Annotated in this window: 14 protein-coding genes; 4 read left to right on the top strand and 10 right to left on the bottom strand. The window is 75.0% G+C overall.

Going from position 1 to position 17,989, the window contains the following annotated elements:
* Positions 1–104: 104 nt before the first annotated feature.
* The 3 genes from eccCa to AMK13_RS43730 form a co-directional block, all read right to left on the bottom strand.
* Complete coding sequence (gene eccCa, locus AMK13_RS29010; RefSeq protein WP_074004748.1) at positions 105–4,133, bottom strand: type VII secretion protein EccCa; 4,029 nt, start codon at positions 4,131–4,133, stop codon at positions 105–107.
* A 91-nt stretch (positions 4,134–4,224) separates the two neighbouring features.
* Positions 4,225–4,722 carry a WXG100 family type VII secretion target gene (locus tag AMK13_RS29005; RefSeq protein ID WP_074004747.1) on the bottom strand — a complete coding sequence of 166 codons (498 nt, stop codon included), beginning with the start codon at positions 4,720–4,722 and terminating at the stop codon, positions 4,225–4,227.
* Positions 4,722–5,024, bottom strand: coding sequence for a WXG100 family type VII secretion target (locus AMK13_RS43730; protein WP_049655551.1), 303 nt, complete (start codon positions 5,022–5,024; stop codon positions 4,722–4,724). Before AMK13_RS43730 ends, AMK13_RS29005 begins: the two co-directional genes overlap by 1 nt.
* A 240-nt stretch (positions 5,025–5,264) precedes the next feature.
* On the opposite strand from AMK13_RS43730, the gene AMK13_RS43725 reads away from it, so the two are divergent.
* On the top strand, positions 5,265–5,900 hold the full coding sequence (locus AMK13_RS43725) for a hypothetical protein (RefSeq protein WP_074004746.1): 636 nt from the start codon (positions 5,265–5,267) through the stop codon (positions 5,898–5,900).
* An 80-nt stretch (positions 5,901–5,980) separates the two neighbouring features.
* Here the strand turns inward: AMK13_RS43725 and AMK13_RS28990 are convergent, their stop codons facing one another.
* Positions 5,981–8,719 (bottom strand): right-handed parallel beta-helix repeat-containing protein, encoded by a 2,739-nt coding sequence (locus AMK13_RS28990; RefSeq protein WP_074004745.1) that lies wholly within the window; start codon positions 8,717–8,719, stop codon positions 5,981–5,983.
* Positions 8,720–8,759: 40 nt separating this feature from the next.
* On the bottom strand, positions 8,760–9,833 hold the full coding sequence (locus tag AMK13_RS42285; protein ID WP_074004744.1) for a hypothetical protein: 1,074 nt from the start codon (positions 9,831–9,833) through the stop codon (positions 8,760–8,762).
* Positions 9,834–10,102: 269 nt separating this feature from the next.
* Here AMK13_RS42285 and AMK13_RS28980 point away from each other — a divergent pair, with 269 nt between their 5' ends.
* Positions 10,103–10,834, top strand: coding sequence for a LuxR C-terminal-related transcriptional regulator (locus AMK13_RS28980; protein WP_049660980.1), 732 nt, complete (start codon positions 10,103–10,105; stop codon positions 10,832–10,834).
* A gap of 71 nt (positions 10,835–10,905) precedes the next feature.
* On the opposite strand, the gene AMK13_RS28975 is transcribed toward AMK13_RS28980, so the two are convergent.
* The 3 genes from AMK13_RS28975 to AMK13_RS28965 all read right to left on the bottom strand — a co-directional run bounded on the left by AMK13_RS28975 (position 10,906) and on the right by AMK13_RS28965 (position 13,043).
* On the bottom strand, positions 10,906–12,243 hold the full coding sequence (locus AMK13_RS28975; protein WP_074004743.1) for an EsaB/YukD family protein: 1,338 nt from the start codon (positions 12,241–12,243) through the stop codon (positions 10,906–10,908).
* A gap of 78 nt (positions 12,244–12,321) precedes the next feature.
* Positions 12,322–12,648, bottom strand: coding sequence for a WXG100 family type VII secretion target (locus AMK13_RS28970; protein ID WP_049657206.1), 327 nt, complete (start codon positions 12,646–12,648; stop codon positions 12,322–12,324).
* Positions 12,649–12,686: 38 nt separating this feature from the next.
* A complete protein-coding gene (locus tag AMK13_RS28965) occupies positions 12,687–13,043 on the bottom strand; it encodes a WXG100 family type VII secretion target (protein WP_049657205.1) in 357 nt (118 codons plus the stop codon).
* Positions 13,044–13,390: 347 nt separating this feature from the next.
* Between AMK13_RS28965 and AMK13_RS28960 the strand changes: the two genes are divergently transcribed.
* The gene (locus AMK13_RS28960) at positions 13,391–14,551 is read left to right on the top strand and encodes a serine hydrolase domain-containing protein (protein WP_380716851.1); all 1,161 of its coding nucleotides are present in this window, start codon (positions 13,391–13,393) and stop codon (positions 14,549–14,551) included.
* 111 nt (positions 14,552–14,662) lie between these two features.
* Positions 14,663–15,832 carry a serine hydrolase domain-containing protein gene (locus tag AMK13_RS28955; RefSeq protein ID WP_074004742.1) on the top strand — a complete coding sequence of 390 codons (1,170 nt, stop codon included), beginning with the start codon at positions 14,663–14,665 and terminating at the stop codon, positions 15,830–15,832.
* Positions 15,833–15,945: 113 nt separating this feature from the next.
* On the opposite strand, the gene AMK13_RS28950 is transcribed toward AMK13_RS28955, so the two are convergent.
* Together AMK13_RS28950 and AMK13_RS28945 are read right to left on the bottom strand one after the other, a co-directional pair.
* Positions 15,946–16,653 carry a response regulator transcription factor gene (locus tag AMK13_RS28950; RefSeq protein ID WP_074004741.1) on the bottom strand — a complete coding sequence of 236 codons (708 nt, stop codon included), beginning with the start codon at positions 16,651–16,653 and terminating at the stop codon, positions 15,946–15,948.
* Complete coding sequence (locus tag AMK13_RS28945; protein ID WP_074004740.1) at positions 16,650–17,945, bottom strand: sensor histidine kinase; 1,296 nt, start codon at positions 17,943–17,945, stop codon at positions 16,650–16,652. The genes AMK13_RS28950 and AMK13_RS28945 overlap by 4 nt, the downstream gene beginning before the upstream one ends.
* Positions 17,946–17,989: the final 44 nt, after the last annotated feature.

Below are 17,989 nucleotides of genomic sequence, written 5' to 3'. Positions count from 1 at the left end.
CGGGGATCCACCTCGAAGCAACTGCCGCGGAGAGCGCGGGCGGGAAGGTACGAACGGGCCGGGGGCTGCGAGAGCCCCCGGCCCGGCGGGAGGAGCCCGGCTGGTCAGGCCGGCTCCTCCTCGCGGAGCGCGACCTGGAGCAGCCTGGCCGGTCCGGAGCGCCGGACGAGGACGCCGCGGCCCGGGGGGCGCTGGGCCGCGCGCTGGTCGCCCAGCAGGACGCCCTCGCGCGGGTCGCCGGAGAGGATCAGGCCGCCGGTGCCGAGGTCCTTGAGCCGGGAGAGCAGCGGGTCGGACATCAGCGGGCGTCCGACCCCGGCCACCCGGCGGGCCAGCACCACGTGCAGGCCGATCTCACGGGCCTGGGTGACGTAGTCGGCGAGCCTGGCCAGCGGGGACTGGTGGCCGACCGCGACCAGGTCGTAGTCGTCCACCACCACGTACAGCTCGGGACCGTCCCACCAGTCCCGGGCGCGGAGCTGGGCGGCCGTGATGCCGGGCGGCGGCATCCGCTCGGCCAGCTTGGCGACCAGCTGGTCGACGTAGGCCTCGGCGGCGGCCGCGTCGCCCGCGTAGGCGCCGATGTAGTCCTCCGGCACCGCGTCCAGCAGGCTGCGCCGGTAGTCGATCACCATGAACCGGGACTCCCAGGCGGTGCTCCGGGCGGCCGTGGCGGCCATCCAGGTGCGCAGGAAGGCGGACTTGCCGCTGCCGGCGTCGCCGAACACCAGGAAGTGCGGGTCGCCCGGCCCCATCGCCAGGCCGACCGGCGCCAGGTCGCGCTCGCCGACGCCGATCGGCACCTCGTCCGCGGCGAAGCCGGCCGTCCCCGTGGGGTCGAGGTCCTCGAGCAGCACCCGGTCGGGCAGCATCAGCACCGGCGGGGCGCCGGCGCCCGGCCAGGAGGCGGCGATCTTGCCGAGCGCGTCCTCCTGGGCCTCGGCCAGGCCGTCGGTGCCCTCGCGGCCGTCCAGCCGGGGCAGCACGGCCTGGTACAGCACGCCGGGCGACACGATGCCGCGGCCCTGGATGTTGGGGACCTGCCGGCTCGCCTGGCGGCTGACCTCCGACTCGGTGGGCTCGTTCAGCCGCAGCTCCAGGCGCCCGGAGAAGCTGTCGCGCAGGTTCGGCCGGATGTCGGCCCAGCGGTTGGCGGTGACGATCACGTGCACGCCCACGCCCAGGCCGCGGGAGGCGATGTCCAGCACCGAGGCCTCGGCGCCCTCCAGTTCGGTGCGGATCGCGCCCCAGTTGTCCAGCAGCAGGAAGACGTCGGCGGCCCGGGTCCCGGCCGGCAGCCGGTCGGCCTTGCGCAGCGCCCGGAAGGCCGCCACCGAGTCGACGCCCAGCTCCCCGAAGAGCTGCTCGCGGGCGGCGACCAGGAGGCCGAGCTCGGCCAGCACCCGGCGGGCCCGCTGCTCGTCGCGGCGCCCGGCCACGGCGCCCACGTGCGGGGCGGCCTCCAGCGGGCCGAGGCTGCCGCCGCCGTAGTCCAGTCCGTAGAACTGCACCTCGTCGGGGGTGTGGGTGAGCATCGCGGACAGCACCGTGGTGCGCAGCAGGGTGCTCTTGCCGGTCTGCGGCGCGCCCACCAGGGCGAGGTTGCCGTGGACGCGTTCGAAGTCGAACTGGAGCGGCAGCTGCTGCTGCTGGAGGGGCAGGTCGAGCACGCCGACGGGGAAGGCGAGCCGGCCGGTGCCGGGCCACAGGCCGGCCTGGCGGCCACGCCCCGGCTGCTCGGAGACCGGGCCGATCAGGCTGTCCAGCGGGATCGCGGCGGGCAGCGGGGCGAGCCAGACCTGGTGCACGGACTGCCCGAACCGGCAGACCTGGTCGACCGCCACCTCCATCTCGGTGGGGCCGGCGGGCAGGGCCGGCGGCTGGGACTCGGCGGGCTCCTCGGGCTCCTCCTGCGGCGCGGTGCGCAGCTCGAAGGGCACGACCGGGAGGCCGGCCGCGGCGCCGTCCTCGCCCGTGCCGGGCTCCTGGTACGGGCCGGAGATGTGGGCGACCCGGAAGCGCTGGTAGACCGACTCGTCCACCTTGAGGTAGGCGGAGCCGGGGATCGGGGGCAGCTGGTAGGCGTCGGGGGTGCCGATCACCGCGCGGCTCTCGGCGGCGCTGAAGGTGCGCAGGCAGACGCGGTACGACAGGTGCGACTCCAGGCCGCGCAGCCGGCCCTCCTCCAGCCGCTGGGTGGCCAGCAGCAGGTGCATGCCCAGGCTGCGGCCGACCCGGCCGATCTGGACGAACAGGTCGATGAAGTCGGAGCGCTGGGAGAGCAGTTCGCCGAACTCGTCGACCACGATCAGCAGGTAGGGCAGCGGCTCCAGCGGCTTGCCGTCCACGTCGCACTGCCCGGCCGCCTGGCGCAGCTGGTACTCGCGCAGCGAGTCGACGTTCCCGGCCGCGCGCAGCAGCCGCTGCCGGCGCTGCTGTTCGCCCTGGAGGGCGGCGCGGACCCGGTCCACCAGGGAGAGGTCGTCGGCGAGGTTGGTGATCAGGCCGGCCACGTGCGGCAGTCCGGTGACGCCGGCGAAGGTGGCGCCGCCCTTGAAGTCGACCAGCACCAGGCTGAGCAGCTCCGGGGAGTGGGTCATCGCCAGCCCGGTGACCATGGTGCGCAGCAGTTCGCTCTTGCCGGAGCCGGTGGCCCCGACGATCAGGCCGTGCGGGCCCATGCCGCCCTGGGCGGACTCCTTGAGGTCGAGCAGCACCGGGTCGCCCTCGCCGGACAGGCCGATCGGCAGGCGCAGCAGCCGCTCGTCGCCGGCCGGGATCCAGCTGACGGACGGGTCGAAGGCGGCCACGTCGGGGGTGCCGAGCATCTCGGGCAGGGTGATGGTGCGGGCCAGCAGCTGCTCGGGCTCCTCGGACAGGCTCAGCGGGGCCAGCGCCCGCGCGGTGAGCTCGCAGAGTTCCGGGGCGGGGGCGTCCGCGACGGCCCCCTCGACCCGGCTGTACAGCTCGGTGTTGCGGCCCTCCAGGACCAGCGAGCCGTCCTCGCCCACCCGGGCGCGCACCTCGGTGCGGGTGGGCTCGTCGCGCTCGGCGCCGACCAGGCAGATCACGGTGATGCCCAGGTCGGGCCCGGCCGATTCGAGCAGGGAGGTGGCCACCGGGCCGCGGGCCCAGGCGGCGGCCGGGTCGTACGGGTCGAGCAGGACGACGAGCCGGCGCATCACCGGGGCGGGGGCGCCCGCCAGGACGGGCCGGCGGGTGGTCCGTTCGGCCTGGGCGCGGGTGATCGCGCCCTCCAGGGCGTCGGCGAGCGCCTCGAACTCGGCGGCGACCAGCGGGACCACACCGGCCGGGCTCGGGGCGCCGGCCTCGTGGGTGTGCGGGAGCCACTTGGCCCACTCCCAGTCGGGGTCGCCGCCGGTGCAGACCACGACGGTGACGTCGTCGGGGGCGTGCAGCACCGCGAGCTGGCAGAGCAGCGAGCGGGCCAGCGCCCTGGTCCGGTCGGCGGGGCCGAGCAGGCTGAGCACGCCGGTCCTGACCAGGTCGACCAGGGCGGGCTGGCGGCCGACCGTACCGGCCTGGTCGACCACCCGCTGCGCGGCGGCGTGGGTCTGCTCGTCGTACTCCGCGAGCGGGTCGTTGCGGGTGCCGAGCTGGATCGGGGTGGCCAGCGGGCCCTGCCCCTGGCCCAGGCGCAGCTGCAGGAAGTCCTTGTCGGTGGCGCGCCGTTCCCAGACCCGGCGGCGGCGCTCGGCGAGCGCCCAGAGCCGCTCCGGCGAGGGGTGCAGCCAGCCGGCCGCCAGCCGCTGGCTGTCGGCGACCTGGCGGGCCGTCTTCTTGACGTCGGTCAGGTAGCGCAGGTAGCGCTCGCGCTGGCGGTCCTTGGTCTGACGGGTCGCGCTGCGCATCTGGTGGCGGACGGCGAGGGTGGCGGCGATCGAGATCAGCACGAAGCCGACGCCCAGCGCGATCAGCAGCGGATTGCGGTACATCACCATGTAGGCGGCCATGCTGATGCTGCTCATCAGCGGCAGCAGCAGGGAGAGCCAGGTGCTGGCCGAGGAGTTGGCGCCCTGCGGGGTCTGCGGCGGGGCGGGCAGCACCACGCGCTGGTCGGGCAGGGCCGGCGGCAGGGCGCGGGTGGGCCGGTGGAAGGGGATCCTGCTCACCTGGTTGTGCCTCTCGGTGCTCGACTGCGGCGGTGGTGCGGCGGGCCCTGGCGCGGGGGCGCGCCGGGGCCGGGGCGGGGGTCGGGCGGGGTCAGAAGATCTCGGCGACCACGGTGTTGCTCTTGTCGTTGACGAGGTCCTTCGGCGGCGGGTTGTAGGCGTTCGGGTCGCCGGAGCCCGTCGAGGGGGCGCCGATGGCGGCGGTGAGCGGCGCGAAGAGCTTGGTGACGATGAAGTCCTCGGCGTGGTCGTAGTTGGCGGCCGCGCTGCCCACGGCGATCATCAGCCGCTGGAAGACCCCGTCCGCGCCGTCGGGCTTGGCCTTGGTCTTGGTCCCGACCAGTTCCGCCATGCAGGCGTTCCACTGGTCGAAGATCGCTTTGGCCTGGTCCGCGGTCTGTCCCGCCCAGCCCAGCTTGAGGTCGGCGAGGGTCTGCTCGATCGTGACCAGGCTGTCCAGGATGCTGTTCAGGGAGGTCTCGACGGTGGCCTTGACGGCCGCCATCTCGTGCAGCGGGATGGTGAGCTTGACCGTGTCGTAGTCGGGCGTGGCCGGGGCGGGGGTGCCGGCGCCGGGGTCGACGCTCATCAGGCGCGCACGTTGTTGTAGTTGGCCAGTTCCATGTCGTGGTACATCCGGTAGGCCGACCGCATCCGCCTGGTCATCTCGTCGAGCAGGTTCTGCAGGTCGACCATGTCGTCCTTGTAGACCTTGGTGATGGCGGCGAAGGAGGTTCCGGCCGGGCCGATCCAGCCGGTCTCCAGGGGTGCCAGGGCCGTCGCGATCGCGTCGATCTCCCCCTTGATGTTCTCGCTCTCGGCGCCCAGCGTGCCGGACGCTTCGAGCAGTTGCTGCAGGTCGACCTTGAATTCCTGCAAGGTGTAGGCCACGGCAGGCGCTCCCCGGGGGCTCGTCGTTCGGCCGATCCGCACCGGTCCGGCCCGGCCCGATCCGCGTACGGCTGGTCCACGTACGCACGTCGGCCCTGCGGAGTCTAGGCAGCGGCCGGACGGGCGGGACAGACCCGCTTTCTGTCCCCCCGGCGTCCCCGAACGGGGACCTCCCGCCCCGGGCGGCCGGTGGGCGAGGATGGCCCTGTTCACTGCCCGCTCCCTGCTCCGGAGGTCCGCGTGGTCGCCCCGATCAACTCCCCGATCTACGTCCCGTCGCCCGAGGACGGCGGCGGCGGAGACCCCAAGCCGGGCGGGGGCGCGGCCGACCCGACCCTGAAGATGCTGTGGGAGAACGGCTACGTCCCGGGCTTCAACGAGGGCTTCACGAACCCCGCCAACGCCCCGTCCGGGACCGGCCCGTCCGGGACCGCCCCCGCGCCGCCCAGCCACGCGTCCTTCTCGGTGGACCTGTCGACGGTCTACTCCGTCATCGTCGGCGGGGCGTCCACCACCTCCGGGGTGGTGGACGCCTACAACGCCCTGAAGGCCAAGGTGGACGCCGTGGTCGCCAGCGGCACCTTCTGGGGCCAGGAGTTCGCCCCCGTCGGGACCTGGTACGACAACTCGGGGCTGGCCGGCGGGATGGGCCCGATCGCGCGGACGGGGCCCATCCCGGACAAGGGCGTCCAGAAGGCCGCCCAGAAGTTCGCGCCGATCATCAACCCCGAGCTGCAGACGGCGCTGCGCCAGGTGGCCGACGCCGTCGAGATCTACGGCGTCTACCTGGCCCGGCTGGACCTGGCGGGCCAGGCCTACGCGTCCGCCGACCACGGGTCGATCCTCCCGGAGGTCGCGCCGAGGCCGACGGCCTGACCGGTCGCCGGCGCCGTGCCCCGGGGCGGGGAGCCCCGGGGCGCCGTGCGCCGGACCGCCGTGCCCCGGACCGCCGCGCCTCAGACCGCCGCGCTCAACTCCGGCAGGTCCTCCGGCAGGACGGTGGTCAGGTCCTCGGCCGTCGGGGCGTCGAGGTCGGCGATCCGCTGGGCGTGCCGCTCCGTGATCCACTGGAAGACCTGGCGGGCGGTACGGCCGTTGCCGAAGCCCTCGTCGCGCGGCAGCTCCGTGAAGTACCCGGCCAGCGCGGCCAGGGTCGGCTCCGGCAGGTCGTAGCGGTGCTGCTCGGCCTGGTGGGCGACGATGTCGACCAGCTCCGGGCCGAGGTAGTCGTCGAAGGTCAGCGTACGGGTGAACCGGGAGGCCAGGCCCGGGTTGGCGTCGATGAAGCGCTGCATGTCCCCGGGGTAGCCGGCCACGATCACCACGACCTCGTCGCGGTGGTCCTCCATCAGCTTGACCAGCGTCGAGATGGCCTCCTGGCCGAAGTCGCCGCCCTGGCCGTGCGGCACCAGCGCGTAGGCCTCGTCGATGAAGAGCACCCCGCCCAGCGCCCGGCGGAACACCGCCGTGGTCTTGGGCGCGGTGTGCCCGACGTACTCGCCGACCAGGTCGCCGCGGTCCGCCTCGACCAGGTGGCCGCTGGAGAGCATGCCCAGCGCGTGCAGGATCCGCCCGTACAGCCGGGCCACGGTGGTCTTGCCGGTGCCCGGGTTCCCCGCGAAGACCACGTGGCGGCTGGTGGGCGGCGGCGGCAGGCCCAGCTCCTTGCGGCGCCGGACCAGCTGCATCAGCTTGACCATGGTCTCGACGTCGCGCTTGACCCGCTCCAGGCCGACCAGCCGGTGCAACTCCGCGAGCAGGGCCGCCAGTTCGGCCTCGGCACGGTCCCGCTCCTCCGTCCCGCCCGCCTCGCCGTCGCCCGCCGGCGCGCCGGCCCCCGCCGTCGCCCCGGCCGTCGTTCCGGCCGTCGTTCCCGGCAGCGACCAGGGCCGGGCGATCCCGGCCGGGGTGCCCGGGGCGACCGGCTCGCCGACGGCCGGCAGGGTGGCCTGCTCGACCCGCTCGGTCCGGCAGTCCTCCAGCACGGCGGCGGCCCGCTCGGCCAGCGCGACGTCCTCGGCGGTGTCGTGGACGAGGCAGCGGCGCAGCACGGGATCGGCGCCCGCGCCGACGTACAGGGCCGGGTAGCCGGTCTCGGACAGCGCGCAGTCCTCCAGCAGGCCGTGCGCGCCCTCGTCCAGGTACAGGCCGTTCTTGGCGGTGCGCGCGATCGTGCTCGCCCGCACCCGCGGGTCGGCGCCCGCCCGCACCACGATGCCGCTGCCCGCCGTGTCGGTGATCTCGCAGCCGTCCAGCACGGGGGTGCTCCGCTCGGCCGCGAGCAGGCCGGAGCCGCCGGTGTCGTGGATCCTGGTGCGGTTCAGCAGCACGCCGGTGCGCTCGCCGACCTCCACGCCCGCGCCCGCCGTGGCGGCGATCTCGCAGTCCTCCAGCAGCGGGCGGTGGCGGGTGTCCAGGCGGACGCCGACGCCGGTGGCCCGTACGGTGCAGCCGCGCAGCACCGCGTCGGCCCGCTCCTCCACCGAGACCCCGGCCATCCGGGCCTGCTCCACGGTGGTGCCCTCGGCGCTCAGCAGGGAGTTGCCGGTGACCCTGATGCCGTGCTCCGGTGTGCCGTGCAGGCGGCAGTCGGCCAGGTCGGCGGAGCCGCCCTCGCCCAGGTGCAGGCAGCTGAAGCCCGCGTCCGCCACCTCGCTGCCGCTCAGCGCCAGTTCGGCCTCGCCCGCCACGTACACGCCGTTGCCGGTGGCGCGCAGGAAGCCGCCGCCCTCGACCCGCGCCGAGGCGCTCTGGCCCAGGGCCAGCCCGGTGTCGCCGGTGTCGGTGGTGACGGTGTCGTACAGGCGCAGGCGGCTGCGGTCCACGGCCACGATCCCGGCCCCGCCGGTCCGCGCGACCCGGCAGTCCCGCAGCAGCACCCGGGCGTCCTCGTCGGCGAGGACGCCCACGGTGGCGGCGCCCGTGATCTCGCAGTCCGTCAGCACGGTGCCGCCCTCGGCCGGGTCGGCCGACCCGGCCGCGAGCGGCTCGGGGGTGTCGGCCGAGACGTGCAGGCCCGCCGCGTGGTTGCCGTGCAGGCGGCAGGCGCGCAGCACCGGGGCCGCCGCGTCGGCCACCCGGACGGCCGCGCCACCGCTGCCGGTCACCTCGCAGCCCTCGAACGAGCCGCCGCCGGTGCCGCCGACGTACAGGCCCTGGGCGCTGCTCGGGCCGATCCTGGTGCTCCGCACCTCGGGGACGGCGCCCTCGGCGACCAGCAGCCCGACGCCCTCGGTGTCGGTCACCGCGCAGCCCTCGACCACGGCCCGGCTGTCCCCGCCCAGGCGCAGGCCGACGCCGACCGCCCCGCGGACGGCGCAGTCGCGCAGCACCGGCGCGGCCCGCCCGGCCACCTCGACCCGGCCGCCGACCACCTCGCAGTGCTCCAGCACGGGTGCGCCGCCGCCGATCAGCACGGCCGGCTCCCGCGGGTCGGCGCCGCGCAGCAGCAGCCCCCGCACGGTGGGGCTGCCGCCGGCCACGGTGAGCGCGGGCCCGCGCGCCGGGGCGATCGTGACCGTCCCCGGCCCCTCGGCCGCTTCCAGGCTGACCCCGCGCTCCAGCAGCACGCTCTCCGCGTACTCGCCCGGCATCACCGAGACGACCCCGCCGTCGGCGGCCGTGCGCACCGCCGCGCCGATGCTGCGCTGGACGCCCCAGCCCCGCTGGGCGACCTTGACCCACGTCTTGCTCATGCGCGCATCCCTTCGGGGCCTGGTACCGCACCCACAGGGCTCAATTGCAGGTCGCCCGCATCTGGGCGACCGCCAGGTGGGCGTTGGTCTTCGTCTTCCCGTGCCAGTCCAGGCCCCGGCTGTCCAGCTTGATCATCAGCACCCCGGTCGTGGTCCTGAAGGTGCCGACGTCCTTCCACTCGCCGAGGTGGCCCCGCTGGTCGACGTCGAAGGCGTTCAGCATCCCGGAGGAGAGGCTGGACGACCCGTAGGCCTCGAAGTGCGCCGGCTCCCCGCCGACGTGCGTGATGTCGCCGTCCTTGGGCGTGTACACCTGGACCTGGCAGGTGGCCGTGCGCAGGCCCGCCGCGCCCGGGGAGAAGGTCCACAGGGCGTAGTTGCTCCGGTCGTCCTCCTTCGCGTCGCCCGACATCGGCATCGCGTCGAACTGGCCCTTGCAGCCGTCCTGCGCCCAGCCGGCGCTGCCCACGCTGACCCAGCCGGCGCTGCCGTTGGAGTACCGGCCGGCCTCGGAGAAGCCCTGGAGGCTGTTGGACGGGCAGCCGTAGCCGGCCACCGCCGTGTAGGCGGCGGACTTGGCCGCCGCCAGGTTGGGCGCCGGGACCGCCGGGGCCGGGGCCGCCGGGGCGGGAGCGGCCGGGGCGGGAGCCGCCTGGTTGTTCTGGGGTACGAGCGGAGCGCCGCCGGCCGGGGCGGGCGCGTTGTTGTTCGAGGGCGCGGGCGCGTTGTCGCCGGGCGCGGGGGCCGACCGGCCCTGCGGGTTGCCGCCGCCCGAACCGCCGCCCGAACCGCCGGCACCGGTGTCGGTGTTCGCCAGGGGCGGGGCCGCGTTGCCCGGGGTGCCGGGCGCCGGCTGGCCGGAGCCGGTCGAGGCGCTCGGCGAGGGGGTGGCCGTCACCGGGTGCTCGGCCGCCGCCTTCGCCGGCCCGTGCTGACCGCTCTTGGCCAGCATGCCGACGCCGACCGCGCCCGCACCGACGACGAGCACGGTGAGGCCCACCGCCCAGGCGCGCGGCACCACCTTCGAAGGGCCGCCGTCCCCGCCCCGGACCTCCTTGACGAAGGCCGCCACCATGTTCCGCCGGTCCGTACCGTCCTGCTCGGCCTCAGCCATGATCAACCTCCACGGGCGCGGGCGGGCGCGCGGCCCCCCGACCGAATACGACATGTTCCGGTGCGGGCGCCCGGACGAACAGCCCGTGCCGCTCCGCACACTGATGGTTCGACGGAGCGTGCGCGAGCGGGCGCCGTCGCCGTCTCGCAACCGATCCGAACATCTCAGGCCCCGGCTGCGTAGAACGGAGTGACGGCACGTGACGCAGACCTCCCGACGCGGCTCAGCTGGCGCGACCGCACGGGAGACGGAGAGAGGGAAGGCCGGTTATGCCGACCATAGGCATCGTCGAGGACCACCGCATGACACGCATGGGGATCGAGCAGGTCCTGGCCCGCAGCCCCCGGCTGGAAGTGATCGCCTCGGTGGACACCGTGCACGACCTGGCCGAGAGCGGGCTCCGCCCCGACGTGGTGGTGCTGGACCCCACCCCCTACTCCGGCACGTCCGTCCTGCACGTGATCGGCGCCCTGAGCGCCACCAGCGCGGTCCTGGTCCTCTCCCCGTCGGCCGAGCCCAGGGACCTGCTGACCGCGCTCAAGGCCGGCGCGTACGGCTTCGTCACCAAGCACGCCGACGACACCGAGTTCCTGTCCGCCGTCGAGGCGGTCGCCCGCGGCAGCTTCTACCTGGCGGCCGGCCTGGGCGGCCACCTCCACTCCGAGCTGAGCCGTCGCAGCCCCGGCGAGAGCCAGGGCCTGGCCCGCCGCGAGGTGGAGACGCTGCGGCTGATCGCCCAGGGCTACACCCACGGCCAGATCGCCCGGCTGATGGCGCTCAGCGAAGCCACCGTCAACACCTACGTGAAGCGGATCCGGGCCAAGCTCAACGCCGGCAACAAGGCGGAGCTGACCCGCAAGGCGATCGAACTGGGCTACGTCGACGAGACCGGTCCCGAGCCGGCGGCCTCTCCCGGCCCGACGGCTCCCGCCGCGGTGGCGGACCCCCTCCGGTTCGGCGTCCCGGAGCAGTTGAGGGTCCACCAGCTCAGCGGGCGCTAGGCCGTCCGACCAGCCGTCCGACCGGCCGCCCGGGACCGGCCGGGGCAGGACCGGGCGGCAGGCCGTCCGGCTCACAGGTGGTGTCCGAACGCGGCGAGGTTCTGGAACACGCCGAACACCCCGAGCGCCAGCGGCACCGCGGCCACCCCGCAGAGCGTGCCCAGCACGTTCAGCGCCGGCGGCCGCGCGGCCTCGCGGGCCGCCGTACGGCGGAAGGACAGCGCCACCCCGGTGCCCGCCATCAGCACCCCGACCACGCAGAGCGCCACCGGGCCGACCCAGCCGGGAGCCGCCATCGCCTCGGGCGCGAACAGCAGGGTGGTGGCCAGGCCGACGGCGCCGGCCACCACCACGGGGGCCGCCTCGGCCAGCAGCCGGAAGGTTCCCGCCCGCAGCAGCGCGGCGACCGCCAGGCAGCCCGCCAGCGCCGGCGGGTAGCCGCCGTGCGCCGAGCCCAGCACGGCCAGCGCGACGGCCAGCAGCAGGGAGACCGCAGCGGTCCAGCAGAGCAGCAGGGTCCGCGCCCGGTGCACCATCACGCGGACCGCGCCGTCCTCCGACCCGCGCTCGGTGGGCCACAGCGCGGCCAGCTGGCCGGCCAGCCAGGGCGCGATCAGCAGCATCCCGTAGCCGACCACGGCCACCGCGGCCGCGCCCTGGGCGAGGTCCGCGTGCACCGCCTCCAGCAGTCCCACCACGGCCGCCCCGGCCACGCCGAACAGCAGCACGGCGGCGGCGACCACCGAGGGCGCCGCCCAGAGCGCGGCCCCGGCGCCGACCATCGCCCCCAGCGCCGCCGCGGTGGCGTTGCCGTCCACGGGGTCGGGCAGGAACCAGCCGGCCACCGCCGCGCAGGGCACGGCGGCCAGCGCGATCGGCAGGCCCAGCCGGGACGGCAGGTCCAGGGTGGAACGGCCCAGCAGCCAGCCGGTGATGACCAGGACGAACGCGGCGCCGACCGCCACCGGGCCGGCCACCGCCCCGGACCAGCCGCCGCGCGAGGCGGCCGTCACGCAGGCGGCGGCCAGGCCGAGCGCGCCCAGGACCGTCGCGCAGACCGCGCGGGCGCGTGAGGTCCAGCGCAGGTCGCCGAAGGAGTCGGCGACGTCGGCGACCAGCTCGTCGACGTCGCGGATCAGCGGTTCCTCGAACTCGCCCTCGGCGGCGTCCCGCAGGTACAGCAGCTGGCCGTCCTGCACCCCGGCCTCGCGCAGCGAGGAGACGGGGTGGAGCGTCGGCCCGCCCGGCACCGCCAGCGACCACGCCGCCGGCAGCGCCTCCAGCTCCTCCTGGCCGACCAGCCGGGCCAGCGTCGTGACGTATTCCGCGATCGGGGCGGCGGCGGGGACCGCGAGGTCCACCCGCTTGTGTTCGCCGACCACTGTCACTCGGCAGTGCCCGTCAGCCATGCGTAGCTCTCTTGCCCTCGTTCATGCGGAATGTCGTACGGATGGCGGCCGACCGCGACGGCGGCGGCGGCCCCGGCCTCAGCGCCGGCCGGCGGTGTTGTTCCAGGTCTGCGAGTTGGCCCACTCGGCGCTGCTGTAGTTCGCCCAGTTGACGTTCATGGCGTGCGCGATCTGGCCGAGCACGCCGTCGGGGCCGAACAGCCCCTCGGCCGCGATGTTCCACTCGGCCTGGAGCCCCTGGTAGTAGCCGGAGGCCGCGCCCTGCCAGAGCTCCGGCAGCTGGTTCAGGTACATGGCCAGCTCGTGCAGCTGCTGGGCGATGTCGGCCGCCTGCGCGTTGAGGTAGGGGCCGGCGTGCTCCAGGTCCTGCTGGACGCTGATCGGGACGGCGTCGGAGAAACTCATCGCGGTGCTCCTGGGAGGGGGTGGGGAGGGACGCGGCGTCAGAACTTGGCGGCGGGCAGCGTCACCTTGCGGAGGTTGGCGAGGTTCGCCTGCTCCGACTCGACGTAGTTGACGTAGTTGCCGCGCAGCCCGGAGGCGATGTCGGTGAGCGCGTCGTGCATCATGCGCGCGTAGATGTCGTAGTCGGCCATCAGCACCTCGAAGGCGCCGTGCGCCGAGCCCTGCCAGCAGCCGCTCAGCCCCGCGACGTACGTCCGGAGCGTGGCGATCTTGGTGTCGATCTCGCCGGCCTGGTTGGTCACGTAGACGGACGCCGCGGAGACGTCGTCGGGCGTGACCTTGTAGCCGCCCATCGACGGACCGCCACTGCCCGTGGTGTTGCCCGGCGTCGTCATCCCTGGCCCCTTCGACGTCTGCTGACGGAGAGCGAGCGGCGGCCGGCCGCCACCCGTCGGGGCGCGGCCGCGAGCACCACGCCCGGATTGTCGCCGCCAGCCTCCCCCACCACCCCGGGACGCCTCCAGTCACCGTTTCGGATGTCCCTCGCCCCCCCGCCCCGCCGTGGCGCCGCCCCCGCCCCGCCGCGGCGCCGGCCGGGAGCCCGGTCCCGGCCGGGGCGGCTCCCGGGAGCCCGCTCCCGGGTGCGCTCTCGTCCTGGGAACCGATGAACTCCCGTGCCCCTGAATGGTCTTCTTGCCGCAGGCCGGGAATCCCCGGCGCCAACCACCAGAGGGGATCCTCCGTGTACGAGCACGCACCGCACCACCGCCTTCCGCTCCGCCGCCGCAACGGCCGGCACCGGGTGGCGGTGGCCGTGGCGGCGGCCGCCGCCGTGGCCGCCGGCGTCCTGGCACCGACCGCGGCGTTCGCGGGCGGCAGGCCCGACAGCGTCCAGTCGAGCCTGGACACCCTGGCCAAGGACGACGGCGTGCCCGCCGCGCTGGCCGCCGTCAAGGGCCGCGACGGCCGCACCCGCACCTACACCGCCGGCGTCGGCGACCTCGCCACCGGGGCCAAGGTCCCCACGGACGGCCAGATACGGATCGGCAGCAACACCAAGCCCTTCACCGCGGTCGTCGTCCTCCAGCTCGTCGCCGAAGGAAAGGTGGGCCTGGACTCGCCCGTCGAGACCTACCTGCCGGGCCTGCTGCGCGGCGACGGCATCGACGGGCGCGGCATCACCGTCCGCCAACTGCTCCAGCACACCAGCGGCCTGCCCGAGTACGTGGACAAGGGCGCCATCCTCGCCAACCCGAACCGGTACTACGAACCGCGCGAGCTCCTCGACGCGGCCCTGGCCCAGAAGGCCCACTTCGCCCCGGGTGCGCGGTGGGAGTACAACAACACCAACTACCTGGTGGCCGGCCTGATCATCCAGAAGGTCACCGGGCGGCCGCTCGGCGAGGAGATCAACCGGCGCGTCGTCGACCGGATCGGCCTGCGCCACACCTACTTCCCCACCCCCGGCGACACCACCATCCGCGAAGCCCACCCCAAGGGCTACCACCAGGAAGCCGACGGCTCGTTCCGCGAGTACACGGACCTGGACCCGTCCTGGGGCTGGGCGGCGGGCGCCGTCGTCTCCACCACGAGCGACCTCAGCCGCTTCTACGCCGCGCTCCTCGGCGGCCGGCTCCTGCCCGCGGCGCAACTCGCCGAGATGCGCACCACCGTCCCCGCCGACTCGGTGGGTCCCGGCGTCCGCTACGGGCTGGGCCTGATGAGCAACCCGCTGTCCTGCGGCGGCCTGTACTGGGGCCACCTCGGGACCATCCCGGGCTACTTCAGCTCCGGGGGCGCCACCGACGACGGCCGCGCCGCCGGCGTCGCGGTGACCATGATCCCGGGCGACGCGGCCGAGCAGCACGTCAAGGCCGCGGTGGACACGGCCCTCTGCCGCTGACCCGGTCCGAGCGTCCGCACCGGCACGACCACGACCAGCGGGTTCCGCGCGCCTCGGCGCGCGGAACCCGCCCGCCCCGCCAATTCCCGCCTCCAGCAGAGGAGTTCCTCCATGAACGAGCACGTACAGCACAACCGAACCCATCGCGGACGCCGTGGCCGGCACCGGGTGGTGGCGGCCGTGGCGACCGTCACCGCCGTGGCCGCCGGCGTCCTGGCGCCGACCACGGCGTTCGCCGGCGGCAAGCCCGACATCGTCCAACAGAGCCTGGACGCCCTGGTCAAGGACGACGGCCTGCCCGCCGCACTGGCCGCCGTCAAGGGCCGCGACGGCCGCACCCGCAACTACACCGCCGGCGTCGGCGACCTCGCCACCGGGGCCAAGGTCCCCGTGGACGGCCAGATCCGCGCCGGCAGCAATACCAAGACCTTCACCGCCGTCGTCGTCCTCCAACTCGTCGCCGAAGGAAAGGTGGGCCTGGACTCCCCCATCGAGACCTACCTGCCGGGCCTGCTGCGCGGCGACGGCATCGACGGGCGCGGCATCACCGTCCGCCAACTGCTCCAGCACACCAGCGGCCTGCCCGACTACATGGACTCCCCCGAACTCTCGGACTTCACCACGGTGCAGTACCGCTACTTCGAGCCCCGCGACCTTCTCGACGGCGCCCTCGCCCAGAAGGCCCTCTTCCCCGCGGGTACCGGCTGGGCGTACAGCAACACCAACTACATCGTCGCCGGTCTCCTCGTCCAGAAGATCACCGGACGGCCCGTCGGCGAGGAGATCACCAAGCGCGTCATCGACCGCATCGGCCTGCGCCACACCTACTTCCCCGCCGTCGGTGACACCACCGTCCACGAGGCCCACCCCCACGGCTACCTCCCCAGCACACCGGGCGCACCCCGGTTCGACTACACCGAGATGGACTCCTCGATGGCCTGGGCGACGGGGGCGATCGTCTCCACCAACACCGACCTCAACACGTTCTTCACCGCGCTCCTCGGCGGCCGGCTCCTGCCCCCGGCGCAGCTCGCCGAGATGCGCACCACCGTCCCCGCCGATCTGATCGGCCAGGGGATCCGCTACGGACTGGGCCTGCAGAGCAGGCCGCTCTCCTGCGGCGGCCTCGTCTGGGGCCACGGCGGCACCGCCCCCGGCTACCGGTCCCGCGGCGGCGTCACCGAGGACGGTCGCGCCGCCACCATCACCGTCACCACCGTTCCGGGCGAGGCCGGCGCGCAGCACATGACGGACGCCCTGGACGCGGCCCTCTGTCGCTGACCCGGGCCTCGGGCCGGCCCCCTGCCCACGCCGGGGGCCGGCCCGACCCGGCTCGGTCCGACTCGGCCCGGCTCGGCCCGGCTCGGCCCGGCTCCAGCCCGCTTCGGCCCGCTTCAGCCCGCCGGATTCGCGGACCGGGCCTCGACCAGACCGGACTCGTAGGCCGCGATCACCGCCTGGGCACGGTCGCGGACGCTCAGCTTGGCGAAGACGCTGGTGATGTAGTTCTTGACCGTGGAGACGCTGATGCCCATCGCCGAGGCGATCTCGGCGTTGTCGAGGCCGGTGGCCAGCAGGTGCCACACCTCGATCTCACGGGGCGTCAGTTCACCCGGAGCGAACACCGGCACCGGCGCCGACACCGGCGGCCGCGGCAGCCGGGGCGAGGTGACGTAGGTGGAGATCAGCCGGGTGAGCAGGCGCGGCGCCACCACCGCCTCCCCGCCGTGCACCGTCCGCACGGCCGCCGAAAGCTCCTCCGGGGAGACGTCCTTGGGCAGGAACCCGGAGGCGCCGGCGCGCAGGGCGGCGACCACGTACTCGTCCATGTCGAAGGTGCTCAACGCCAGGACCCGGCACGCGGGCAGCTCCTGGGAGAGCCGCTCGGTCGCCTGGACCCCGTCGAGGACCGGCATCCGGATGTCCATCACCACGACGTCGGGCCGGTGCAGGTGCGCGAGGTCCACCGCCCGCTGCCCGTTGTCCGCCTCGGCCACCACCTCGAACGCCGGGTCGGGGGCCAGGATCAGCGCCAGGCCTCGCCGCACCAGCGGCTGGTCGTCCGCGATCAGCACCCTGATCCGTTCCGTGGTTCCCGTCATCCGAGCCGTTCCTCTCCGTCCGCCGGCGCCACCGGCAGACTGGCCACCACCCGGAAGCCACCACCGTCGATGCCCCCGGCCACCATGCTGCCGCCCTGCAGCGCGACGCGCTCGCGCATGCCCATCAGACCGTACCCGGTGCGGTGCGCCCGCGGTCCGGGCGCACCACCCGCGCCCACCGGGGCGCCCGCCGGGGAGTCGGGCGGCGCGGCGGTGCCGTTGTCGGACACCTCGACGGTGACCCGGTCCGGGTGGTAGGTCAGCCGGACCCTCGCCCGGGCGGCCCGGCCGGCGTGCTTGCGGGTGTTGGTGAGGGCCTCCTGGACGATCCGGAACACCGCCAGGCCGGCGCTCGGCGGCAGCGGGCGCTCCTCCCCCAGGACGGCGAAGTCGGTGGGCAGGCCGGCCCTGCGGGACTCCTCGACGAGCTGTCCGAGCTGCCCGACCCCGGGTTGCGGCGCGGACGGCGCCCCGCCCGACGCCCCGCCCGGCGCCTTGCCCGGAGCCCGGTCCGCCCCGTCCGGCTCGTCGTCGGCCCGCAGCACGTCGAGCAGGTGGCGCATCTCGCGCAGCGCCATCCGGCCGGAGCCCTCCAAGGTGACCAGGGCCTCGCGCACCACCTCGGCGTCACCGCCGAGGTTGGCCCTGGCACCGGCGGCCATCAGCTGCATGGTGGTGATGTGGTGGGCGACGATGTCGTGCAGCTCCCGCGCGATGCGCCGCCGTTCCTGCGCCACCGCGCGGTCGGCCAGCAGCCCGCGCCTGACCTCCGCCTCGCGCTGCCACCACGTCAGCCCCTCGGCCGTGACGACGACCAGCGCCGCGGCGACCACGTTGCCCGCCACGTCCCCCACCGCGGGCGGCAGCGGATACCCCCGGCCCACCAGCGGTACGGCGGCCGCCACGAGGCCGGCCGGCACGGCCACCGCGACGCCGCGGGACCGGGCCACGGCGAACAGCGCGACGCAGAGCGTGCCGGTGAAGTGCGGCGGCATCGACACACTCAGGTTCAGCGCCAGGCCGAGGACCAGCACCCCCGCCAGCGAGGCCAGCGGGTGGCGGCGCCTGGTGAGCAGCGGCACGGCCGCCAGTACCAGCAGGACCAGCGCGGTCGCGGCGATCGGCGGTCTTCCGTCCGAGCCGCCGATCGTGTAGCCGAGGAGGTCCAGGACGGCCACCCCGACGGCCACCAGCGCGTCACCGGCCGTCCAGGGCAGGCCGGCGCCGCTCGGCTCCGGCGCCGGCCGACGTGGCAGTGGCAGTGGCAGCAGTGGCCCGTGGTGCGTCGACATGCTGTGGCGCTCCTCTCTACGGCCGGTCGGCCGCCCCGGGCCTC

Source organism: Streptomyces sp. CB02056, assembly GCF_001905545.1.
Classification (GTDB): Bacteria; Actinomycetota; Actinomycetes; order Streptomycetales; family Streptomycetaceae; genus Kitasatospora.
The sequence above is the reverse complement of the archived record's forward strand: the minus strand, read 5'-3'. Positions and strand labels throughout refer to the sequence as shown.